Annotated in this window: 22 protein-coding genes; 20 read left to right on the top strand and 2 right to left on the bottom strand. The window is 66.4% G+C overall.

Annotation, left to right across the window (positions count from 1 at the left end):
• Window positions 1-373: 373 nt before the first annotated feature.
• The gene (locus tag AC6LJ5_RS06515) at window positions 374-1,468 is read left to right on the top strand and encodes an IS5 family transposase (RefSeq protein ID WP_023101523.1); all 1,095 of its coding nucleotides are present in this window, start codon (window positions 374-376) and stop codon (window positions 1,466-1,468) included.
• 375 nt (window positions 1,469-1,843) lie between these two features.
• Here the strand turns inward: AC6LJ5_RS06515 and AC6LJ5_RS06510 are convergent, their stop codons facing one another.
• Both AC6LJ5_RS06510 and AC6LJ5_RS06505 read right to left on the bottom strand, forming a co-directional pair.
• Window positions 1,844-2,752: a LysR family transcriptional regulator gene (locus AC6LJ5_RS06510; RefSeq protein ID WP_023101522.1), complete on the bottom strand. Its 909-nt coding sequence runs from the start codon at window positions 2,750-2,752 to the stop codon at window positions 1,844-1,846.
• 66 nt (window positions 2,753-2,818) lie between these two features.
• Entirely contained in the window at window positions 2,819-3,349 is a 531-nt protein-coding gene (locus AC6LJ5_RS06505) for an ExbD/TolR family protein (RefSeq protein WP_071534106.1), read from the bottom strand.
• Between the two features lie 233 nt (window positions 3,350-3,582).
• Here AC6LJ5_RS06505 and AC6LJ5_RS06500 point away from each other — a divergent pair, with 233 nt between their 5' ends.
• From AC6LJ5_RS06500 to AC6LJ5_RS06410, 19 genes are all read left to right on the top strand, one after another.
• Complete coding sequence (locus AC6LJ5_RS06500; protein WP_023115025.1) at window positions 3,583-4,494, top strand: LysR family transcriptional regulator; 912 nt, start codon at window positions 3,583-3,585, stop codon at window positions 4,492-4,494.
• 530 nt (window positions 4,495-5,024) lie between these two features.
• Window positions 5,025-5,786, top strand: coding sequence for an ATP-binding protein (locus AC6LJ5_RS06495; RefSeq protein WP_498140070.1), 762 nt, complete (start codon window positions 5,025-5,027; stop codon window positions 5,784-5,786).
• 118 nt (window positions 5,787-5,904) lie between these two features.
• Window positions 5,905-6,123 (top strand): AlpA family transcriptional regulator, encoded by a 219-nt coding sequence (locus AC6LJ5_RS06490; protein ID WP_016446183.1) that lies wholly within the window; start codon window positions 5,905-5,907, stop codon window positions 6,121-6,123.
• Window positions 6,124-6,163: 40 nt separating this feature from the next.
• Entirely contained in the window at window positions 6,164-7,030 is an 867-nt protein-coding gene (locus tag AC6LJ5_RS06485) for a ParA family protein (protein WP_023093165.1), read from the top strand.
• On the top strand, window positions 7,014-7,250 hold the full coding sequence (locus AC6LJ5_RS06480; RefSeq protein ID WP_012584779.1) for a hypothetical protein: 237 nt from the start codon (window positions 7,014-7,016) through the stop codon (window positions 7,248-7,250). Before AC6LJ5_RS06485 ends, AC6LJ5_RS06480 begins: the two co-directional genes overlap by 17 nt.
• Window positions 7,243-8,901, top strand: coding sequence for a ParB family protein (locus tag AC6LJ5_RS06475; RefSeq protein WP_023093164.1), 1,659 nt, complete (start codon window positions 7,243-7,245; stop codon window positions 8,899-8,901). The genes AC6LJ5_RS06480 and AC6LJ5_RS06475 overlap by 8 nt, the downstream gene beginning before the upstream one ends.
• Window positions 8,902-8,918: 17 nt before the next feature.
• Window positions 8,919-9,479: a DUF2857 domain-containing protein gene (locus AC6LJ5_RS06470; RefSeq protein ID WP_016446180.1), complete on the top strand. Its 561-nt coding sequence runs from the start codon at window positions 8,919-8,921 to the stop codon at window positions 9,477-9,479.
• A gap of 2 nt (window positions 9,480-9,481) precedes the next feature.
• A complete protein-coding gene (locus AC6LJ5_RS06465; protein WP_023101519.1) occupies window positions 9,482-10,675 on the top strand; it encodes an STY4528 family pathogenicity island replication protein in 1,194 nt (397 codons plus the stop codon).
• A 238-nt stretch (window positions 10,676-10,913) separates the two neighbouring features.
• Entirely contained in the window at window positions 10,914-11,666 is a 753-nt protein-coding gene (locus AC6LJ5_RS06460) for an OST-HTH/LOTUS domain-containing protein (protein ID WP_023101518.1), read from the top strand.
• A gap of 188 nt (window positions 11,667-11,854) precedes the next feature.
• On the top strand, window positions 11,855-12,643 hold the full coding sequence (locus AC6LJ5_RS06455; RefSeq protein ID WP_023101517.1) for a PFL_4669 family integrating conjugative element protein: 789 nt from the start codon (window positions 11,855-11,857) through the stop codon (window positions 12,641-12,643).
• Window positions 12,640-13,188, top strand: a complete 549-nt coding sequence (locus AC6LJ5_RS06450; protein WP_004362273.1) for a DUF3158 family protein — start codon at window positions 12,640-12,642, stop codon at window positions 13,186-13,188. Before AC6LJ5_RS06455 ends, AC6LJ5_RS06450 begins: the two co-directional genes overlap by 4 nt.
• Window positions 13,185-13,568 carry a single-stranded DNA-binding protein gene (locus tag AC6LJ5_RS06445; RefSeq protein ID WP_004362284.1) on the top strand — a complete coding sequence of 128 codons (384 nt, stop codon included), beginning with the start codon at window positions 13,185-13,187 and terminating at the stop codon, window positions 13,566-13,568. The genes AC6LJ5_RS06450 and AC6LJ5_RS06445 overlap by 4 nt, the downstream gene beginning before the upstream one ends.
• Before the next feature lie 294 nt (window positions 13,569-13,862).
• A complete protein-coding gene (locus AC6LJ5_RS06440; RefSeq protein WP_023101516.1) occupies window positions 13,863-15,878 on the top strand; it encodes a DNA topoisomerase III in 2,016 nt (671 codons plus the stop codon).
• A 782-nt stretch (window positions 15,879-16,660) separates the two neighbouring features.
• Window positions 16,661-16,903 (top strand): hypothetical protein, encoded by a 243-nt coding sequence (locus tag AC6LJ5_RS06435; RefSeq protein ID WP_023101514.1) that lies wholly within the window; start codon window positions 16,661-16,663, stop codon window positions 16,901-16,903.
• Between the two features lie 25 nt (window positions 16,904-16,928).
• Window positions 16,929-17,321, top strand: coding sequence for a hypothetical protein (locus tag AC6LJ5_RS06430; protein ID WP_003141051.1), 393 nt, complete (start codon window positions 16,929-16,931; stop codon window positions 17,319-17,321).
• Between the two features lie 250 nt (window positions 17,322-17,571).
• The gene (locus AC6LJ5_RS06425) at window positions 17,572-18,288 is read left to right on the top strand and encodes a DUF5983 family protein (protein WP_016446172.1); all 717 of its coding nucleotides are present in this window, start codon (window positions 17,572-17,574) and stop codon (window positions 18,286-18,288) included.
• 420 nt (window positions 18,289-18,708) lie between these two features.
• Window positions 18,709-20,079: a group II intron reverse transcriptase/maturase gene (ltrA, locus tag AC6LJ5_RS06420; protein WP_031632014.1), complete on the top strand. Its 1,371-nt coding sequence runs from the start codon at window positions 18,709-18,711 to the stop codon at window positions 20,077-20,079.
• Window positions 20,080-20,418: 339 nt separating this feature from the next.
• Window positions 20,419-21,216: a hypothetical protein gene (locus tag AC6LJ5_RS06415; protein WP_023083178.1), complete on the top strand. Its 798-nt coding sequence runs from the start codon at window positions 20,419-20,421 to the stop codon at window positions 21,214-21,216.
• A gap of 65 nt (window positions 21,217-21,281) precedes the next feature.
• Window positions 21,282-21,647: a DUF3085 domain-containing protein gene (locus tag AC6LJ5_RS06410; RefSeq protein WP_010792167.1), complete on the top strand. Its 366-nt coding sequence runs from the start codon at window positions 21,282-21,284 to the stop codon at window positions 21,645-21,647.
• Window positions 21,648-21,838 lie beyond the last annotated feature (191 nt).

The following is a 21,838-nucleotide window of genomic DNA, read 5'->3' as shown; positions in this document are numbered from 1 at the left end:
AAAAGCAGAAAGACGATTCGAGGCAGGAGTCTGCCTCAAAACCCGCGCCCGGAGCAGCGGTCGGGGTTTCTCACCAGCCTGCTAGCAACAATCCGGAAGCCGTCGTGCCCGCAAAAATGGACACAAAAATGGACATAAACGTCGTGGCTTAAGGTGGATTTCCGTGGAGCCCACTGGAACATCGAGGTGTCGAAAACTCAACCAGAATCAACGACGTACGATGCTTCTTGGACATTCTCAGAATTCCCTGGAACGATGCAGTGGAGGTGAAGGGAACAGCACCCGGTCGCTAACAGGCCGTTGAAATACCTATCGACGCCTCACCTGCAAAGCAGGAAGATGAGGCCATCGATCGACGAACGGTGAGGCGACGATGCGAGGAGCGGACAGCTACAACGAGGCTCTGTTCAGCACGATACGGCTGGAGGACTTCGTGCCGGCCGAGCATCCGTTGCGGCCGATTCGCGTCTGGGTCAACGACGCGCTGGGCAAGATGGGCGATACGTTCGCGGCCATGTACGCAGCCGACGTCAAGGGCGGTCGCCCGAGCATCGCGCCCGAGAAGCTCATCCGCGCGATGCTGCTGCAGGTGCTCTACAGCGTGCGCAGCGAACGCCAGCTCGTCGAGCAGATTCGCTACAACCTGCTGTTCCGCTGGTTCGTCGGGCTGTCCATCGACGACGAGGTGTGGAACCACTCGGTGTTCAGCAAGAACCGCGACCGGCTGATCGAGCACGATGTGGTGACCGAGCTTTTCAACGCCACGGTGGAGATGGCGCACCAGCGCGGGCTGCTGTCGGGCGAACACTTCAGCGTGGACGGGACCTTGATCCAGGCCTGGGCCAGCCACAAGAGCATGCGGCGCAAGGACGGTTCGGACGACGGGCGCCCACCCGAGGACTGGAAAGGCCAGCCCCGCAGCAACGACACGCACGAATCGACGTCGGATCCCGACGCGCGGCTGTACCACAAGAGCAACGCCGCACCTGCGCTGCCGAGCTACCTGGGGCATGTGCTGACCGACAACCGCCATGGCCTGGTGGTCAACGTGCAGGCCAGCACCGCGGACGGCACGGCCGAGCGCGAGGTCGCCGCGCAGATGCTGGGCGACGTTGCAAGACCGGGCAAGCGCGTGACGGTGGGTGCCGACAAGGCATATGACACCAAGGGGTTCGTCAAGGTGTGCCGGGAGATCGGAGTGACGCCGCACGTTGCGCAGAACACGAGCCGCAATGGCGGCAGCGCCATTGACGGGCGCACCACGAGACATTCTGGCTACGCTGTCAGCCAGCGCAAGAGGAAGCGCATCGAGCAGTGCTTCGGGTGGGGCAAGCTCATCGGGCCGATCCGTCAGGTGATGGTGCAAGGACTGGACAAGGTGGACCAGCTTCTGACCCTGACGATGACAGCCTACAACCTCACACGACTGCGCAACCTGGCGCAGCCATGCCCGGGGTGCGTCCAATGAGCTGCGAAGAGGTCGAAATGCCCTCTTGCGGATGCATGAATGCCGGTGAAACACACGCGCCGCGGCCTTCCGGGTGGAACCCGAGGACTGTATGAACTTGCCAGAACATCCAGCGATGGCGGAACGCGCGTTCATTCAGGGTTCTTCAACGGCCTGCTAACTCATTTATTACGAACGTTTTTTCCGATCCAGGCGTCACGGAATGGACTCGATTGTGGACTCAAGTCTTCGGCCTGGTCAACGCAGGCCGTTGCGGGTGATCCAAAGCGAGCCAAGCACATCCATCAACAGCCAGAGCATCGGATTTCATTCCGAAGTCTATCTGTCCACCGGCACATAACGCCACAGGCCGCAACGGACAGGCGAGCTGCGTCCTCAAAGGACCGGCTCATCATCGACCGGCGCGGCCCCGTCTTTCACCCGCTCGATGAACCGCCTCATGGGCTCCGAGGGTTCGCCCCGGCGGCGCAGCAGGTAGGTGGAGAGCATCGGTGGGATGCCGGCCAGGGGACGAATGGAGATGTCCGGGCGCTGTAGCGTCTGCACCTGCGAGGCGATGGCGAAGCCGATGCCGTAGCCGGCGCCGACCAGGGTCAGCATCACGCCCAGGCTGGTCACTTCGTCCACCAGCTTGAGCGGCATGTTCGTGTCCTGCAGCACCGCCTGAATCTGGTGGCGGCAACCGGAGCCCGCCTCGGGGTGGCACAGAACCAGCGGAAACTTCAAGGCTTCGGGCAGCGGCACCTGCACGTGTGCCAGCAAGGGGTGGCGTGCGGGCACGATCACCGACAGCGGATCGGTCCACACCGGCTCGGCGACGAGGCCATCATGCACCGCGTTTGACAAGCCAAAGCCGATGTCCAGCAGATCGTTGTGCAGCATCTTGAGCTGCTGCGCGAACGGCAGCTCGAAGACGCGAATCTCCAGCTCGGGCTCATCCTCGCGGCTGCGTGCCAGCAAGGTGGCGATGCGGGGTTGCGCCAGGCTGTCGCAGATCGCGATGCGCAGATGGCCCTGGTAGCCCTGTGCCGCCGCCTTGGCGCTCTTGACTGCCTGCTCCACGGTGGCCTGCACGCGCCGGCATTCGCCGAGGAACACCTGGCCGGCCCAGGTCAGCCGCGTCAGGCGTGTGCTGCGGTCGAACAACTGCACGCCAAGCTGGCTTTCCAGGTCGCGCATCGCACGCGACACAGGCGATTGCTCGATGCCCAGACGCTCGGCTGCATGGGCCAGATGCAGTTCTTCCGCAACTGCGATGAAGTAACGCAGCAATCTGAAATCCAAGGCCACCTCCTGTTTGTCTTCTACTGGTTCGGCCTCTCGGGCGCCAGCATCTACATCCGCATCCCGTCAGCACCTCCTTCGATGGCATCGCGTCGAAGCACCCATGCCTGTCGGGAGCAGGCCCGTCGCCGACACGCGCGGAGCAGGCCGGCGCACAGCCCGGGCTGAATGCTGATGGTCAGCGCCTGCTGCTGCCATGCCAGGGCGGGCAGCGGTGCGCCGGGCACCGCGCGCAGGTGCGCGCGTGTGGCTCGTGTCCGCGATCAGTGCAGCCGACGACGACACGCCGGCGTCAGGGCGGGCGTGCCGATGCAGTTTCATAAGGGTGTCTTTCGGCTCACCCCGGTCGCTGCCCGGGTCGGTCACGAAGCTCAGTTTCAACACCCGGACTTCTGCGTAGCCGCCAACACCTGGGCGACGCGCTGGCGGGCCCACCAAGCGGTCGCCGCGGATGAAGTCCTCGGGCTGCGGTTGACGCGGCGCGGAGGCCTGCAGCCGCTGCGCGAGCTGCCCATCGCCCATGCGTTCGTCGTTCCAGGACACGCTGCCGTGGGTGGTGACGGACAGGTTCGCCGCGTCGGGCTTGATCGGCTTCACTCCATTCAGACACAGATACTAATGAGAATTATTATTGATTGTCCGTGGTTTTATGTGATATGGCAACACCGATGGAATCACCCGGCCTCGCCTGGACACTCGCCGCCTCGTGCCGGCGACTGAGGCCGGATGGCGGCAACTGGAAAGCCTCTGTGACCGGCATCGCCACCGGGAAGCACTCATGCGGTTCCCTACGGCCAGAGGAATGGACTCCACTTTCTGGGGGGAATTACATGAACTTACGCCATCTTCGCTGTTTCATCGCCGTGGCCGAAGAGTTGCACTTTGGCCGGGCGGCGCGGCGGCTGCATGTGGAGCAGTCGCCCCTGTCGCGCACGATCCGCCAACTGGAGGCCGACCTGGGCGTGGCGCTGCTGGAGCGCACGCCGCGCGGCGTGCGCCTGACCCCGGCCGGGCAGGTGTTTCTGGAGGAGGCCCGGCGCGTGCTGCTGACCCTTGAGCAAGCCCAGACCAAGACGCGGGCGGTGGCGGTGGGACACCGGGGCACCCTGCGCATCGCCCTGGCCGGCGGCGTCGGGCGGACCCGGCTGTCGGCGCTGCTCGCGCTGTGCCGCGAGGAGGCGCCGGAAGTGGGCATCCGGCTGTTCGAGGCGCCGCTGTCGCAGGTGGTGGGCGGCCTGGGCAACGACCTGTACGACGCGGCCTTTGCGATGGCCGGCGAGATGGCGGCCGGGGTGGTCGCCAGGCCGGTGTGGCAAGATCCACTGGTGGTGGCCATACCCGCGCGGCACCCCTTGCTGGCGCACAAGCGGGTACCGCTGGACGAGGTGGTGGGCTACCCGCTGGTGCTGTGTCACCCGCAGGTTTGTCAGGAGTGCAGCCGGCAATGCGAGCGCCTGCTGCGCCTGGTGGAGACACCGCCGGTCGTGGCCGAGTACGTGACGACCCACTCGTTGATGCTGGCCCTGGTGGCGGCCGGCTATGGCGTGGGATTTTCCACCGCGGCGCACGCGGTGGCATGCCGGCAGGCGGACGTGATCGTCCGGCCGCTGGACGAGGACTCGGCGGCGTTGACGACCTACCTGCTACATCCCGAGGGCGCGATGTCGGAGCCGCTGCGCCACTTCATCGACCGTGCTCAGCGTGTCGGCCATATGCCGTTGGATACGCAACGGCTCGCATGAGGCTGCTTCAGGCGGGTTGGGGCGATGCCATTTTGGTCAAGGTGCCAGACCCGTTTTGTCATAGCGGGGTTCCATTGACGCGGTGCACGGGCGTGCTGCACTCAGGCTGCTCGCGCTTGCGGTTGGCATCCTGCGATGAGACTTGCATGCCCATCGCGTCGCGTCACAGCGAAGACGCGCGGCGCAACAGTGCTTGCCGTATGCGCATCGGCTCTGGCGTGTTGAGCTGATCGCGCTTTACTGGGCCTTTTCCCCTGCAAAGACTTTGGCCTGGTTATCCGGGTCAGGCATGGTGCCCGCGAATGATGCTGGTGACAGCATGTTTCGCGGCTTGCGAATTGTGAGTGATGGCGCCATGCGCGGCAAGACGCACATCTCGCAACGAAACCGGCGGCATCGTCGATGCCACGGTCTTCGCCGCTTCGCCACTTGCTCGTTTCGCCCGGAGATTTCTGGACAGCCACGCACGTCGCCTGTACGGCGGGTGCGTGTGTGTGGACTCGGTGCGATGACGAATGGAGGCGCGTGATATGCCGAAGTCGAGCAGCCTGGCCGATGGCGCCAAGACCTACTACCGCCCGATCGAGGCGGCAATCCGCTGGAGCGGATTGCTGCGCTTCGAGCGGCGCATCCTGGCGACCTTGGGACAGCGGCCTCTGCCGGAGGCAACGGAGTTTCCGCGCTGGCCGATGCTGCGGTTGAACGCCGAAAGAATCTTCGATGCGCTGGCTCACGGCGAGCTGCCGTATGGCAAGGACGGCTTGGCGCGGGACACGCAGGGCCTGACGATGGACGACCCGTCGCTGACCGTGCGGCACGTCGATCTGAAAGCCTGGATGGCGCACTACTACCCCGGCGAGAAACCGGCGTTTCTGTTCGATGAGATCGAGCGTGCGCTTCACCCGGCGATCAGCCTGGACACAGTGGGCGCATTGATGGCCGAGCGGGAAGCGATCAAGGCGCGGCTGGCGGAACACTTGGGCGTGCACGAGACGCTGCGCGCCGAGCACGAGGCGCTGCTGAAGACGCACGCCGCCTACACGGCCGACGCGGAGCGTACGAGCACGCCTGGGCCGCGCAGCGAATCGACCTACCTGAACATCGTTGGCGGGTTACTGACGCTACTGCTGGGCAAGTCGCCCAGCGGCATGCCGTATTCCAGCTTCCTGACGCAGGAAGCCATCATCAGCGCGATGGTGGCGCACCACGGCAACGCGATGGGCATCACCGAGCGCACGCTGCAGGCCAAGTTCGCACTGGCTCGGCGCAATCTGCAGAGCACAAATTCCTGAGCGATGCCAGACCGTATCTGCGGTCGCGGATGCCGCATTTGCGGTGTCTTTCCTCAGCGCGGCGTTCTTAATGCGAGTCACGCCAATCAGCGCCACTGAGCGTTAAGGAGTGACCCTCATGTCTTCGCAGACCACCGCCACGGCGGCACCGACCGAGCACCGCATCCTGCGCCGCGCCGAGGTCGAAGCCAAGACCGGCTTCAAGCGCGCGCACATCTACAGCCTGATGAAGGAAGGCAAGTTCCCCAAGGCGCTGCGCCTGGGCGTGCGCGCGGTGGGCTGGGACTCGGTGGAGATCGAACAGTGGATCGCCGATCGCCTCAAAGAACGCGCCTGACGCTTCTTCTCGGTTCATGCCATTCGACGAGGAGAAGCCCATGCAGGTGGTGTCCATCATTTCGACCAAGGGCGGCGTGGGCAAGACCACGACGGCGGCCAACCTGGGCGGCTTTATCGCCGATGCCGGGCTGCGCGTGCTGCTGCTGGACCTGGACGTGCAGCCCACGCTGTCGAGCTACTTCACGCTGGACGCGCGCGCGCCCGGCGGCATCTACGAGATGCTGGCCTTCAACGAGCGGCGCATCGAGCAACTGGTGTCACGCACCGCGATCGCGGGCCTGGACCTGGTGCTCTCCAACGACGACCGCGGTGAACTGAACACGCTGCTGCTGCACGCTCCGGATGGGCGCCTGCGACTGCGCCATTTGCTGCCCGTCTTCCGCACGCACTATGACCTGCTGTTGATCGACACCCAGGGCGCGCGCAGCGTGCTGCTGGAGATGGCTGTGCTGGCGTCCGACCTGGCGCTGTCGCCGGTGACGCCGGAAATCCTCGCGGCGCGCGAGCTGCGGCGCGGCACGCTGCAACTGATCGAGGACATCGCGCCGTATCGGCACCTGGGCATCGAGCCGCCGCCGCTGCGCCTGCTCATCAACCGTGTGCATCCGGTGTCGTCGAACGCGCGGCTGGTCCAGCAGGCGCTGCGACAGGTGTTCCAGGAACAGGCCGGCGTGCAGGTGCTGGGCACCGACGTGCCGGCCATCGAAGCCTATCCGCGCGCTGCGACACGAGGATTGCCAGTGCACCGGGTGGAGTACCGGCAGCCGGCTGGGCGCACGGCGCCCGCGGCGCTGGAGACCATGCGCACGCTGGCCGGCGAGCTGTTCCCCGCGTGGCGGGAGTGCTTCGCGCTGGTCACCGGCCGGGCCGATGCGGGAGGGGCCAGCCATGGCGAGCGCACATGAACTGGCGCGCGGCCGTGAACGGCTGCGCGCGCTGATCGAGTTCGCGCTGGGCGAAGGCTGGCGCGTGGTGCGCACGTCCGGCGGGCACCTGAAATTCACGAAGCAAGGCTGCGCGTCGATCTACACCAGTTCGACGGCGAGCGACCACCGTGCCGACCGCAATGCCCGCGCGCAACTTCGCCGCGCCGACCGGCAGGCGCAGGAGAACGGCCGTGGCTGAGCTGACGCCGCAGGACATGGCTGCCAAGCTTCTGGCCACCGGCTTCGAGCGCAGCGGCCCTTCGGCCGCGACCTTGAGCGACCCCATCGCCGACACGCCGATGGTGGTGACGCTGGACCAGTTGCGGCCCTACGACCACGACCCGCGCGTGACGCGCAACCCGGCCTATGCGGAGATCAAGGCGTCCATCCGCGAACGCGGGCTGGACGCGCCCCCCGCGATCACGCGCAGGCCGGGCGAGGCGCACTACATCATTCGCAACGGCGGCAACACGCGGCTGGCGATCCTGCGCGAGTTGTGGAGCGAGACCAAGGAGGAACGCTTCTTCCGCATTGCGTGCCTGTTCCGCCCGTGGCCGGCGCGCGGCGAAATCGTGGCGCTGACCGGGCATCTGGCCGAGAACGAGCTGCGCGGCGGGCTGACCTTCATCGAGCGGGCATTGGGCATCGAGAAGGCGCGCGAGTTCTACGAGCAGGAAAGCGGCCAGGCGCTGTCACAGAGCGAACTCGCGCGGCGGCTGACGGCCGACGGCTATCCGGTGCCGCAGTCACACATCAGCCGCATGAACGATGCGGTGCGCTATCTGCTGCCGGCGATCCCGACGCTGCTGTACGGCGGATTGGGCCGGCATCAGGTGGACCGGCTCGCAGTGCTGCGCAAGGCGTGCGAGCGCACCTGGGAGCGGCGGGCGCTGGGCCGCACTGTGGCCGTGGACTTCGCCACCTTGTTTCAGGACGTGCTGACGCAGTTCGACACACAGCCGGACGACTTCTCGCCGCAGCGAGTACAGGACGAGCTGGTGGGCCAGATGGCCGAGCTGCTGGAGGCGGACTACGACACGCTGGCGCTGGAGATCAACGACAGCGAAAGCCGCCAGCGTGCGCTGACCAGCGAACCGGCGGCGCCGACGCCAGCGGCAGCGCCTGTCGTGCCTGCTGCACCTCCCCCGCCGGTCTCCGCGCCTCAGCAGCCACCCGCCTCGTCTGTGCCGCGCGACACCACGCCAGCCGCGCCTCCGGCGCCAGCAGCAACACCGCCTGCACCGCCCGAGGCGCCGGAGGAGCAGCACGGGCAGCGCGACGAGCGCCTGCAAGGGCACATCGTGACGCCGGCGCCGACCACCGAGCGCCTGCAGTCCATCCAACGGATGGTCGCGGACCAGCTCGGCGACAAGCTGCCCGACTTCGAGGCCGATGCGCTGCGTGCGATCCCCGTGCAGGCGGGCGGACTCTATCCCATCTCGGACGTCTGGTACATCGAGCCGAGCTTGGACGTGCCGGATCGCCTGCGCGTGCACATCGCGCAATTCGCGCGCGAGATCGCCGGGGACGCAGCGGTAGCCGACCACATCGAGGCCAGCGACGGCGGCATCGGCTTCGTCTGCGTGGCGCCGGCCGTGGGCCAGGCGAAGGCGCTGCCGGTGTTCGCGCGGGCGGTGCTGACCCTGCTGCATGCGCTGAGTGCAGCGCCGCCCGCCGCGAACGGATTGGACCGCGCGCGGCTGGCCGATGAGCTGGCGGCGCTGCTCCATGGCCATGGCGGCTCGGCCACACGCCTGAGCGATGCTGCGCTGGTGAAGCTGTTCCGTCTGCTGCGCCTGGCGCGCCGGCTGCTGGATCTGGAAGCCGGCGTAGCGAGCCAGGATTCCTGAGCGCAGGAGGCTCCCGTATGTCGGCACCGCACCCGCTCAACCAGGCCGTGATCGCCCAGGCCCTGCATGACCTGCGCAACGGCCAGTTGCGCCGCTGCAAGGCCATGGGCTTCGGCGAGGAGGAGCTGGATGCGCTGAAACACCCCGAGCTCGTGAGCATGCTGGTGAATGCCACGGTGTCGTGGTGTTCGGTATCGGTGAACCGGGAAGTGTTGAAGCGGCTGCTGAGCCAGGTGCACGACGTGGAGCGGGAGATCGCCACGGTGGACCGCATGCTGCGCTTGGGGGCGAGCACGGAGATGGTCAGCAAGTTCTACGGCCTCACGCATCAGGAAGTGGCGCTGCGCCGCGACATCCTCGGGCTGCCCAAGCGCAAGGGCCGGCATCCGGTACTCGACGAGGCGCAGGACGTGGCCTTGTGGGAGCGCTGGAAGGCCGGCGTCGCCGAGCGCCATGTCGCCCTGACCGACGACATGGCGATGCTGGCGCTGACCATGGACCTGGCCGAGGCCATGACCCTGCCCATGTCGGTGATCTGGTCGGCGATACGCAACTGGATCGACCAGGGGCTGGTGTAGCCATGACCACGGGCGGCGCACCACGGCGCGAAGGCCCCGTTGCGCTGTCGGCGTTGTTCGACGAGGCGCTGCGGTACCTTGAGCCGAAGGAACCGGCGCAGGGCACGGCGCCGGCCGCCGACGGTTTCCTCTACAGCGGCAACCGCCATGAGAGCGTGCCGCGCCGACTGTTCCTCGACCGACGCCTGACGCCGCTGGAGCGCAACGCCTGGCAGGTGTTCCGCCTGCAGCTCAACGACGACGGCGTGACCGCCTTTCCCACCTACGACCAATTGCGCCCCTACCTGGCCTCGATGCCCTGCGCGGCGCAGGCATCGCACGAGACCGTGGCGCGCGCCCTGACGCTGCTGCGGCTGACGCGCTGGCTGAGCCTGGTGCGACGACGGCGCGACCCGAAGACCGGCCGTATCCAAGGCAACCTCTACGTGCTGCACGACGAACCGCTGTCACCCTTCGAGGCGATGCAGCTCGATGCCGACTACCTCGGTCTGGTCAGCCAGGCGCTGACCCATGCCGCCAAGGCGGTGCAGATCGTGGGCATGAACACGCTCAAGGAGATTGCCGAAGACCCGCTGCTCAGCGGCCGCACGCTGCCGACCCGCCTGCAGGTGCTGGCGCAGCGCATGGCGCTGCATGGCTGGACGACGCCAGGTTATCCACAGGAGGGTGCGGACCACGAATCCGAAGAAGGCCAGGAAGCCCTTCTTCGGAATGCTGCGCGCCCGTCTTCGGAATCCGAAGCAGGGCCGAAACCCGCGCCGGACGGCTCTCTTCGGATTCCGAAGGAGGACCGTACAGTACGTAATGATCGTATAAATGAAGTACGTACAGTACCGCGCGCGAGGGCCTTGCAGAACCTGCGGCTGCCGGACCGTTTCCTGCGCTTGAAGGACGAGCAGCAGGCCGGCGCGCTGGTGGCGCTGCAGCAGGTGGACGAGGCGCTGAGGCAGGCCGTTCTCGACGAGTGGGCGGCACGCTGCCACAACAGCGCGGTACGCAACCCGGCCGGCTACCTGTTTGGCATCATCCAGAAGGCGATCCGCGGGGAGTTCAAGGCCTGGGCCGGAGAAAGTGCATCGGCACCGCCAGCGCCCCCGTCACCTGCGCCCTCGTCACCGCCGGCATCCCGTGCGGCTGACCCCGAGGTCGCACGTGCCTACCTGGCTCAGCTCCGAGAAGCCTTGCGTGATCGCTGATGTTGACTATCCCCAGGGGATAGCTGGAACAGACATCTTTCCGCCGCGCTCGATTGTCGCCCGCCGAATGACAGGCGAAACTGTCGCCTGTGAATCAGACGAGGACAGCCACGCACGAGCCCGGCCGACGATGGACACGACGACTTCCCCCGCCACAAACGCACTGCAACCACTACAGCAAGACGTTCAGCGCTTGCTGGGCAGATGCCTGTTGCGCCTTCAACAATACGAGCGCCTCATGAAAGCCATCGTGGCCCACCACGAGATTTCAGGCCCGGCGCATTCGCTGGAGGCCATTCGCGCAGCGCGGATTGAAGATGCCGCGACCAAGACCCTGGGCACGTTGGTCGGACAACTGTTTGGTTCGTATGTCGTCACCGATGGAAATGGCGGCGAGGAACGCGACGACGATCTTCCCGGCGACGTGATTTCCTTTCGCACGCGCGTGCAACTGAGCCTGTCTGCGCAGGACTACGCCAACACCCAGGCCGACCTCAAAGACCTGGTATCGCTGCGCAACACTCTGGTGCACCACTTCATCGATCAGCACGATCTATGGACCGTGGACGGGTGCCGCGTTGCACAGGACGAACTCGGTTCCGCCTACACGCGCATCGATCAACACTTCGAGCAGCTGCGCGGCTGGGCCGAACACATGGATCAGGCGCGGCGCCTGGCAGCGGAGTTCGTCCAGTCGGATGTGTTCCACGACCTGGTGGTCAATGGCATCGCGCCGGACGGCACGGTGGACTGGCCGGCCGCCGGCATCGTCCGCGCGCTGCGCGAGGCCGCCGCGCAGTTGGCCGTCGAGGGCTGGACACCCATCGCCGCCGCTGGCCGCTGGATCGCGGACCGGCATCCCGAGCAGCTTCCAGCCAAGTACGGCTGCAGCAGTTGGCGGCAGGTGGTGCATGAGTGCCGCCTGTTCGAGCTTCGCTACCGTGAGGTGGAGGGGCAACGGGCCGCCTGGTACAGACCTCGCGAAGCATAGCCCCGCAACGCGGTCTCACCTCCGCGCGAGCCGCGAACACATCCGCCGAGCTATCCCCAGGGGATAGCCGGCACACACAGCCTTCCGCGCGGAACAAACCGGGCGCGCATGGGCTGCGGTTTGTTGACTGACAGCCTTCCGGCCGATGCCGATGCTGGCGACTCGCCAATTCACCGCGAGTCGCTCCCATGGCCAACGAACGCACAGAACCCCTGCAACTGAATCTCGGATCGCTGCGCAGCGCGATGTCGCTGACGCTGCACACGCACCACGCTTCGCGCATCTGGCACGGCCGCGCGCCGACCGAGGGGCGCCCAGGCATCATCGGTCTCAACGGCTTCATCGGCGCCATGAACAAGATGAAGCGCGGCGCCGAGCAGGACGACCCGTACTCGGACTGGTGGATGTTGCGGATCGAGGACAAGCTCGCCGACACCAAGACCCGTCTGCAGACCCTGCGCGACCAGGTGGATCAGGCCTTGGCCGACGTGCCATCGGCGCTGTCGCTGGGCGAGAACATGAACGTGCAGCCGGTGAAGCTGCCGCTGTTCGTGAACGCCCAGCTCGGCTTCATGGCGGTGTATCTGCTGGCCGACTACGACGACCTGGCACGCAAACTCATCCTGGCGCACCACACGGCGCTGATCGACCGCAGCACCTTGGAGCGCTGGCTCAATGATGGTGCGCACGCGCTGCGCAGCCTGTTCTCGCTGGCCCAGCAGTACCGCTACTCGGGCACGACGCGCGACGACTTCGCGGCGAAGAACGCGGCGGCGCGAGCGGCGCTGGAGAAGTTCGGCGAGTTGCCGCAGGACGTGCTGGAAGGCACGCGCCGCTCGCGCTTCGCGCCACCCATCGCGCGGCGGACGAACAAGCCCGGCACGCCGCCTGCTGCGCCTGCCATCGTGCCCGATGCGCAGGCTTCCACGGGTGGCGCAGCCGATGGTGCGGCGGGCGATGAGGGTGTTGGCGCATGACAGCATCGCCCCCTATCAGCCACTCCACGCGCTTCGTGGCGCTGGAACAGGCGGACTTCCAGCGGCTGGAACACGCAGGCTACCTAAAAGGCCTTTTACAGCCTTTTAAGGGTAAGGGGAGTCTGGAGACCTGGGCCAGCCAGTGCGCAGCGCTGCGCGACGACGTGATTGGCCTGGCGCAGCGGCGCGTGCTGCCCCAGGCGCGCGCCTATCCATTCAGTCTGCTCGACGTGCAACTGGCCCAGCAGGCCACTGGCGCAGGGACGACCTTCCTGCGCTGGCGCAACCTCGACCGTTCCTCCATGGGCGTGGCGTTGTGGGAGGCCCTGCTGGCCAACCCCGCGACGCCGGCCTCGCTGATCGACGAGCTGTACGCGATCGAACTGCAGCGCATCGTGCTGAACATGCAGATCAGTCTGACCCACAGCATCGCTCGCCAAGCCCTGGAATGCGCCAACAAGGCCGCGCAGGCCGAAGCGGCTTACCTGCGGCGCGTCCACGGGCATACCGCGTCCGTTCCACCCACCACCAAGGAGTCACCATGAGCACGCACTTCGTCGGCGAGGGCAACATCGGTTCTGCGCCGGACTACCGCGAATTTCCGAACGGCAACGACGAGCCGCGCCGGCTGCTTCGCCTGAACGTCTACTTCGACAACCCGATCCCGAAGAAGGACGGCGAGTACGAAGATCGCGGCGGCTTCTGGGCGCCCGTGGAGCTGTGGCACCGCGACGCCGAGCACTGGAAGACGCTGTACCAGAAAGGTATGCGGGTGCTGGTCGAGGGCCGCACCGTGCGCGACGAATGGGAGGACGCCGACGAGAACGAGCGCGTGACGTTCAAGGTCGAGGCGCGGCGCGTGGGCATCCTGCCGTACCGCATCGAGTCGGTGGCGCTCAGCGCCAAGCCGGCCGGCGGACAGTAATTCGCCCATCGCCGTTCCCCCGAGGGCGGCTGTAGCAACCGTCATACGCCCGCGATGCACCAGCGAGCTATCCCCAGGGGATAGCTCCAAGGTCGTCCACGGAGTTCCAGCCGCCCTCCCGAAACGACGCTCTTGCTGTGCCAGCTCCTACGATCTATGCACACCGCTGCGGCAACGAACCGCCTGCCAATCACAAAGCGGTGTCTGCATCAATCGACTTCCTTGCTGCCGGCATCTCCTGGCCCCGCCAAGCTGACGCCCATCCGATGAACCGCACATTTCCAAGGAGGCTTCATGCGCGTGTTCCTGTGCGAGAAGCCGTCCCAGGGCAAGGACATCGCCCGTGTGCTGGGTGCCGGTCAACGCGGCAACGGCTGCTACAGCGGCGCGGGTGTCGTTGTGACCTGGTGCATCGGTCATCTGGTGGAGGCGGTTCCGCCCGAAGGCTACGGCGAGCAATACAAGCGCTGGGCCATCGAGCAACTGCCCATTCTTCCTGAGCGTTGGCGTGTCGAGCCCAAGGCGGCGACCGCAGCGCAATTCAAAGTCGTGCAGCAGCTCGTCGCCAAGGCGGGCGAGCTGGTGATTGCGACCGACGCCGACCGCGAGGGCGAGATGATCGCCCGCGAGATCATCGACCTATGCGGCTACCGCGGGCCGATTCAGCGCCTGTGGCTGTCGGCGCTCAACGATGCGTCGATCCGCAAGGCGCTGGGTGCGCTCAAGCCGTCCGCCGAGACGCTGCCGCTGTACTACTCGGCCCTGGCCCGCTCGCGTGCCGACTGGCTGATCGGCATGAACCTGAGCCGGCTGTTTACGCTTCTAGGTCGGCAGGCCGGCTACACCGGCGTGCTGTCGGTGGGGCGCGTGCAGACGCCGACGCTGAAGTTGGTGGTGGATCGTGATCGCGAGATCGCGCGCTTCGTCTCTGTGCCGTATTGGGCCGTGGACGTGCTGCTATCCCATGCCGGCCGGTCCTTCACCGCGAGCTGGATACCGCCCGAAGGCAGCACCGATGCAGCGGGTCGCTGCCTTCAGCAGCCGGTGGCGCAGCAGGCTGCGGATTGCATTCGCGCCGCACGCGATGCGCAGGTCGTGTCGGTGGACACCGAGCGCGTGCGCGAGGCACCGCCGCTGCCGTTCGACCTGGGCACGCTGCAGGAGGTGTGCTCCAAGCAGTTGGGCCTCGACGTGCAGGAGACGCTGGACATCGCGCAGACGCTGTACGAGACGCACAAGGCGACGACCTATCCGCGCAGCGACTCGGGATACCTGCCCGAAAGCATGCTCGCGGAAGTGCCGGCGGTGCTCGATGCACTGCTCGCCACCGATCCCAGCCTGCGGCCCTTGATCGGCCAGCTCGACCGCAACCAGCGTTCGCGCGCCTGGAACGACGGCAAGGTGACGGCTCACCACGGCATCATCCCGACGCTGGAGCCCGCCAACCTGTCGGCCATGAACGAGAAGGAACTGGCCGTCTACCGGCTGATCCGCGCTCATTACCTCGCGCAGTTCCTCCCGCACCATGAGTTCGACCGGACGGTAGCGCAGTTCTCGTGCGGCAGTCAGTCGCTGGCGGCCGTGGGCAAGCAGATCGCCGTCACCGGCTGGCGCGAGGTGCTGGCGACGCCGGGGCCGGACGATGCCGACGGCGAGGATGCGCAGCGCAGCCAGGTGCTGCCGGCGCTGCATGCGGGCCTGTCCTGCCCGGTCGGCAAGGTGGATCTCAAGGCGCTGAAGACGCTGCCGCCCAAACCCTACACGCAGGGCGAGCTGATCAAGGCCATGAAGACCGTCGCCAAGTTCGTGACCGACCCGCGGCTGAAACAGAAGCTGCGAGATACCACCGGCATCGGCACCGAGGCGACACGCGCCAACATCATCAACGGTCTGATCGGTCGCGGCTACCTGGTCAAGAAAGGCCGCGCCGTCCGCGCTTCCGACGCGGCATTCACGCTCATCGACGCGGTGCCCTCGGCCATTGCCGACCCCGGCACCACGGCGGTGTGGGAGCAGGCACTCGACATGATCGAGGCCGGCCAGATGGCGCTGGACACCTTCATCGAGAAGCAGTCCGTGTGGGTCGGCCAGCTCGTGCAGCAGTACCGCGGCGCAACGCTCTCGCTCAAGCTGCCGCCGGCGCCGGCCTGCCCGCAGTGCGGCACACCGATGCAGCAGCGCACGGGCAAGAGCGGCGCGTTCTGGTCCTGCTCGCGCTACCCGGACTGCAAGGGCACGCTGCCGATCGAGTCCCCGACGGGCCGGCGCAGCGCACCGCGCAAGCGGCGCGCTGCCTCCAAGGCGTCCTGATCCTCGCTTTTCCCCTGCCGCGCCGGCCACTTCACTGGCGGCGAGGCAAACGTCCCGCACCGCGCGGGACTCCAAAGCGCGCGTCTCCTTCTGCAACGGTGTGCGCGCCCCGTCTGCCCGGCATCGGGCGACGGGGCGAGAAGGTCATTGCTCCACGAATCGCGCCCGCCGCCATTCCCTTGATCGGTGTGCCTTGCCTCGGCCACGAGGGGCTTCCTGACGCCTTGCCGCCGCGCGAGCCGTGAGGAGGCCACTTGGGCCGAGGGTATTCCGTGCCGGTGCCCGCCGGCGGAACAACGGGCTCCCTTTGTGTGTGGATGCACGCCAGAGGTTTCCGGCCCCAGCCACGAAACGGGCCGGGTGCGATTGCTGACGCAGCGAACGGCTTTGACGACGGCCTGCGCTGACGCAGCCCACAGGTGGTTTTCCTTTCTCTTCAGCCGAAGGCCCGTGTGGCCTTCGGCGCCCTGGTCTTTGCCTTGTCCCGTGACGCGGGCCATTGCCCTAAAGCGGGCCGTCCGCGATTCGGTTTTCCCTGCGACGGCAGCCATGCTTCGCGCCCATCCTCACGCCATGCGTTGCTGACAGTCGTCAGCGGCATGCCCTGGCAGTCTCGGTCTTCAAGACTGCAACGCGGTTCGCCGCGTCGACCGATCCAGTCCGCTTCGCATCGCCCACCGCGGACGCTCGCCGGCCTGGCGACGATGCACTTTTCTCAACCACCCGAGGGGAACCCCATCCCCTGCGGGATGCGTGCTCCCCGACCCACCAAGGAGCACGGCATGTCTGAACCTTCCGCATCTTCCTCTGCAACCGCAGTGCGCAGTGGTGCGCTGGCGCTGGCGCTGACCTGGACCGGCAAGCGTTTGCCGCTACAGGTGCTGCGCAGCGCGGCCGGCCACTACATCGGCACACAAGACGACGAAGGACCGGTATCGCGGGAGTCCGTCGAGTATTTCCCGACCCACCTCGCAGCACAGCGCGCCCTGGATACCCATGCCTGGACACAGCGCGCTCACCCCTGATTCCCACCCTTCAAGGAGTTCTCTCATGAATCTGTCTTTACCCGAAGACGTGCTCGATCAGATGGCGCTGGAACAGGCGCACTTCGACGCTGCACCGCAGGCCTTCTTCGAGGCCTGGAAGCGCGGCGCGCAGATCGCCGGCCACGAGTGGTTCGGCGACGGCACACGCGAAGGTCTGCAGCGTGCCACCACCAAGTGGGACCTGCGGCCCAACATGCTGATGCTCAACGACGCCCTGGGCGTGCTGAGCAGCGGTCAACGCATGTTCCTGTCCGCGATGGTGAGCTTCTACAACTCCCGCGAGGGCGGCGCGATGCTCAAGCGTTGCGGCTTCGAGGGGCTGTCCGACTTCGGCGGCCTCGATCTGGAACGGCGCCAGGTCATCGCTGACCTCACGCTGCACTACAACGGCTGGTGAGCCGCGCCTGGCAACCCACCGTCTTTTCATCCCACCCCACGAGGGACATGCGTCCTCGTTCGGGGCCATGTCCCTCCTTCTTTTCGCAGGAGCGGCCATGTCCCGAATCACCATCTTCCACTGACCTGCACCGCCCGCCACCAGGGCGGCCCGACGCCGCGGCCGGCTGACCGGTTGCCACTTCATCCACTCGCTGGGGTTCAATCCCCGGCAGGGGATTGCCTCGGCCATCCTCTGCTGGAGGAATCCCATGTCCCATTCCAACAATCCCTTCGCCCGCGGCTACGATGGCCTGTCCGTGCAGCGGCTGCTGGCGATTTCCTACGACGACGACTGCCCGCTGAGCTACCTGCCGCTGCACGTCTCGCAGTCGCACCTGCCGGACAGCCAGGTCGAGCGCCATGCCTGCGTCTTCTGCGACGACTTCGCGCTGATCACCGAGGGCCAGAACGTGCCGCCCGAGCTGGACGCGCAGTGCCCCAGCCACGGTATCGCCCGAAACCTCGTCTACGCCGTCATGGCCGAAGAAGCCGGCCAGCCGCTGCACGTCGGCGATACCTACTCCGAGGAAGCCGCGCGCGAGGTGGTACGCCGCCTGCGCTTCGAGACCGGGTTCTACAGCCGTGCCTGGGAAATCAGTTCGGCGCACATCACCGAGGAGGCCGGTCGCTTCCTCGCCGAACTGGCGGACATCGCCACGCCGAGCGGTTTTCTGTTCGTGGCCTTCCGCATTCCCTACAGCCCGGCGGTCGGCGTGAAGCTGATCGCCACGCCCTGGACGGATGCGAACCTGCAGCATGTCGAGGGCATCACCGCCGAAGAGCTGCGGCAGGAGCACCGGGCCAAGGGCGTGCCGGAGTCCCTCGTGGAAGTGTTGCACCTGGCTGCGCTCGCCGACGTTCGCATGTTGGTGTTCGATGCCGACGCGCCAGTGCTGGACGGGCTGACGCTCTACGACGACGAGTAACCCGCAACCCATTCGAGCCCCCACGTCGGGGCTCTTCTTTTGTGCGCCCAGCATGGGCGCACTCCTGCGGGTGCAAGTCCCGCCGTAAGTTGATCACAGCGAACGAAGCGAAGCGCAACTGCGTGAGGGCGACCGAGCGTGGGAAGGAAGCGTGGAGCGAAGCTGCGAGCCGATGGACAAGAACCGGATAGAAGGCGCTGCCGAGCAGGGCGAGCGGGCAAGAAGCCGCGAAGCTCTCGTGATCAAGGCGAAGTGGCGTAAATCCGGCGGTTGTGCAGCGAAGGAGTGCGTTCTTACCTGGGGAGATCTCGCCTTGTGCTTGAAAGGGCGACGGTGTTGAGCCGGAGCGAGAAGTCAGCAGAGGCCGTAGTAGCCGCTGGTTTGGGGCGAAGGGCCGAACGAGTAGGAGGGCCGAAAGCCGTGTCGCTCGGACGTGCAGTGCATCAGAAGCCTGGGGAACCGGGGCGCAACGCGGGAGGGCGAGGTGAAGCCGAGCCCGAAGCAGTGCGTGATGAAGCACGGACGGCGCGGCATGCAACCGGAAGCCCAGGGCGAGACGGCCTGCTTGCGCAGGCGCTCGCGAAAGCGAACATGGAGGCGGCGTGGAAACGCGTCAAATCCAATCGCGGCAGTGCTGGGGTGGATGGGTTGTCGATCGCCGAGACGGCGGAGCACCTGAGAACGCACTGGCCCCGGATTCGGGAATCCTTGCTGGATGGCAACTACCGGCCCCTGCCGGTGCGCCGCGTCCAGATCCCGAAGCCCGAAGGCGGGGTGCGCGAACTGGGGATTCCGACGGTGACGGATCGGCTGATCCAGCAAGCCCTGCTGCAAGTCTTGCAGCGCATCATTGATCCGACGTTCTCCGAACACAGCTACGGCTTTCGTCCGGGACGCCGTGCGCACGACGCGGTGCTCGATGCACAGCGCTACGTGCAGGACGGTTACCGGGTGGTGGTCGATGTGGATCTGGAGAGGTTCTTCGACCGGGTCAATCACGACATCCTGATGGAACGCCTGGCGAGGCGAATCGACGACAAGGCCGTGCTACGGCTGATCCGTCGTTACCTTGTGGCCGGGATCATGGATGGCGGCGTGGTCATGGCGCGCTACGAGGGGACGCCGCAAGGCGGACCGCTGTCGCCGCTCTTGGCCAACGTGCTGCTCGACGAGGTGGATCGGGAACTGGAGCGACGGGGCCACCGCTTTGTTCGTTACGCGGACGACTGCAACGTATATGTGCGCAGCCGCCGGGTGGGCGAACGGGTGCTGGCGGGCCTGACGAAGCTCTACGAACGACTCCATCTGAAGGTCAACGAGGTCAAGACGGCGGTAGCGCCTGCGACCGGTCGCAAGTTTCTGGGCTACGAGCTGTGGCGCAGTGCGGGTGACCGGATCAAGTGTGCTGTGGCCCGAAAGGCCCTGGCGACCTTCAGGCAACGTATCCGGCAACTCACACGTCGCTCGGGCGGGCGCAACCTGTCCGAGATCGCCGAACGGCTGCGGGCCTACATGCCCGGTTGGAAGGCCTACTTCCAGCTTGCGCAGACACCCAAGGTGTTCCGCGAACTCGACGAGTGGATCAGACACCGGCTGCGTGCCGTGCAGCTCAAGCACTGGCGGCGAGGCACGACGATGTATCGGGAATTGAAAGCGATGGGTGCGTCGGATACCGACGCCTATCGGATTGCAACGAACAGCCGCAGGTGGTGGCGTAACAGCCGCTTCGCGCTGAACCGAGTAATGCCGATCGCCTACTTCGACCGACTCGGCGTGCCTCGGCTCTCATAACCTCAACAACTCGAACCGCCCGGTGCGGACCCGCATGCCGGGTGGTGTGGGAGGGGAACGGTCAGATAAGCTGACCGCCCCTATCCCGATTCGCGGAACGCGGTGCCGGCGCATTGCCGATTCCCAACGGACGGTCGCCGCCATGTGCCGCACGCTGGCCGCATGTTCGCTGGCGTTGCCGGCAGCATGCCCAGGCAGTCGAGACCTTCAAGACTGCGGCGCGGTTCGCCGTGCTGGTTGCTTCGTTCTCCGGGCGCACCCGCGTCCATCCACCTCACCCTCAAGGGACAGACCTCCCTTGCGGGCGGGAGTCCCTTGGTTGCCACAAGGAGTCTCCCCATGGATACCCAAGCCATCCGCGCACAGATGCCGACGCTCGTTGTCGGTCATGTGCCTTCCAACGTCCGTTCGTTCAAATTCAACATCTTCGACGGCCAGCCCAAGGTTTCGACGCTGGGCTTTCACATCGACCCGAAGCCTTTCGAGGGCAAGGTCATCGCCACCACCGACGAGGCCATCGTCGTCAAGACGGGACGAGCCGAGTTCGCGGTGCTCGATCGCACGCTCGTGACCGAAGTGCCCGACGAGGGCGCCAAGGTGCAGGTCGAACCCTATGTCAGACGCCGCTTCGACGGTCAGCGGGCGGACACGCCCGAGGAGCAGACCGAGTTCACCGCCGACGGCCAGCCCTACACGGTGAAGCGGTTCGTGCTCGGGGCCGCACCGGCGAAGCTGCCGATCCCCGAGCCGCGCTGCCCCGAGCTGCAGGAACTGGTCGACCAACTGGAGCAGTTGCCCGCTCCCGACGGTTTCCGGCGCGTCACCCACATGCTGGTGGATGCCGGCGCGCGGGACATCACCTGGGTCGATCCGCTGCCCGCCGACATCATCCGCACGCCGCCGGCCATCGGCTTCACCGTCGCCACGAAGAAGTTCCAGGGTCGCGTCACCGTGCTGTATGAGCGTGGCCTCGACCTCTACGCGGTGGAGCTGCACCGCGACGGCGAGCTGGTCGAACGGGTCGATGAGGTGTTCTTCGACACCCTCGGCGAGACGCTGGAACGGCTGATCGACGACGGGAGTTGGCGGCGCATCCGCGTGCAGTGCCTGTCGTGTCGTAAGGCTATCCGGCACTGATCTCACAGCAGCTTCCCGCCCTCGCGGCGGGAAGCCTCTTTTCCTGCCCCCTGGAGATCACACCCATGACTGTTCGATTCAAAGGCACGGAGCTGCGGCCCGTGCTCGCCGAAGCGGTGGCGAATCAATGCCGCGTCATCCTGGTCAAGGATCAGGGCGTGTACTTCCTGGCCGAGTGCGGCGAGCGCCGACCCGATGGTCGCCAGAAGACCATCGCCTATGCCGCTGGCTGCAACCCGGATGTCGATGCCTTCGATGACTGGTGGGAGCTGGCGCGCGCCGAGTTCGGTGGCGACGACTTCGGCGAGTTCTTCGATCCGCAGGAGGGCGTGTTTGCGCGCATCCTGCGCAGCGAGGACGACCTCGACGTGTCCGCCTCCGCGACACACCTATCGCTGCAGGCGGTTCCTCCCACGCCCAGCGGTAACTGACCGCCCATCCCTGGCCCCCGCTCCGGGGGCCTCTTTCTTCCCGGCAATGCGGACAGCCGCGAGTGCCGATTGCCGCTCGCCTGCGCGCCGTCCTGGCGCCACGCTTCCGGCCATGTTCCGCTGACGTCCGTCAGCGACATGCCCAGGCAGCCACGATCTTCAAGGCTGCGACGCGGTTCCGACCGCGTTGA

This window comes from Achromobacter sp. 1011791174 (genome assembly GCF_059760925.1).
This window is presented reverse-complemented; position numbering and strand designations above follow the sequence as displayed.

Bases quoted from the DNA above. Each gene is read 5' to 3' on its own strand.
- AC6LJ5_RS06515 (WP_023101523.1), top strand. From the start codon at position 374: ATGCGAGGAGCGGACAGCTACAACGAGGCTCTGTTCAGCACGATACGG.
- AC6LJ5_RS06500 (WP_023115025.1), top strand. From the start codon at position 3,583: ATGAACTTACGCCATCTTCGCTGTTTCATCGCCGTGGCCGAAGAGTTG.
- AC6LJ5_RS06495 (WP_498140070.1), top strand. From the start codon at position 5,025: ATGCCGAAGTCGAGCAGCCTGGCCGATGGCGCCAAGACCTACTACCGC.
- AC6LJ5_RS06490 (WP_016446183.1), top strand. From the start codon at position 5,905: ATGTCTTCGCAGACCACCGCCACGGCGGCACCGACCGAGCACCGCATC.
- AC6LJ5_RS06485 (WP_023093165.1), top strand. From the start codon at position 6,164: ATGCAGGTGGTGTCCATCATTTCGACCAAGGGCGGCGTGGGCAAGACC.
- AC6LJ5_RS06480 (WP_012584779.1), top strand. From the start codon at position 7,014: ATGGCGAGCGCACATGAACTGGCGCGCGGCCGTGAACGGCTGCGCGCG.
- AC6LJ5_RS06470 (WP_016446180.1), top strand. From the start codon at position 8,919: ATGTCGGCACCGCACCCGCTCAACCAGGCCGTGATCGCCCAGGCCCTG.
- AC6LJ5_RS06465 (WP_023101519.1), top strand. From the start codon at position 9,482: ATGACCACGGGCGGCGCACCACGGCGCGAAGGCCCCGTTGCGCTGTCG.
- AC6LJ5_RS06460 (WP_023101518.1), top strand. From the start codon at position 10,914: ATGAAAGCCATCGTGGCCCACCACGAGATTTCAGGCCCGGCGCATTCG.
- AC6LJ5_RS06455 (WP_023101517.1), top strand. From the start codon at position 11,855: ATGGCCAACGAACGCACAGAACCCCTGCAACTGAATCTCGGATCGCTG.
- AC6LJ5_RS06450 (WP_004362273.1), top strand. From the start codon at position 12,640: ATGACAGCATCGCCCCCTATCAGCCACTCCACGCGCTTCGTGGCGCTG.
- AC6LJ5_RS06445 (WP_004362284.1), top strand. From the start codon at position 13,185: ATGAGCACGCACTTCGTCGGCGAGGGCAACATCGGTTCTGCGCCGGAC.
- AC6LJ5_RS06440 (WP_023101516.1), top strand. From the start codon at position 13,863: ATGCGCGTGTTCCTGTGCGAGAAGCCGTCCCAGGGCAAGGACATCGCC.
- AC6LJ5_RS06435 (WP_023101514.1), top strand. From the start codon at position 16,661: ATGTCTGAACCTTCCGCATCTTCCTCTGCAACCGCAGTGCGCAGTGGT.
- AC6LJ5_RS06430 (WP_003141051.1), top strand. From the start codon at position 16,929: ATGAATCTGTCTTTACCCGAAGACGTGCTCGATCAGATGGCGCTGGAA.
- AC6LJ5_RS06425 (WP_016446172.1), top strand. From the start codon at position 17,572: ATGTCCCATTCCAACAATCCCTTCGCCCGCGGCTACGATGGCCTGTCC.
- AC6LJ5_RS06415 (WP_023083178.1), top strand. From the start codon at position 20,419: ATGGATACCCAAGCCATCCGCGCACAGATGCCGACGCTCGTTGTCGGT.
- AC6LJ5_RS06410 (WP_010792167.1), top strand. From the start codon at position 21,282: ATGACTGTTCGATTCAAAGGCACGGAGCTGCGGCCCGTGCTCGCCGAA.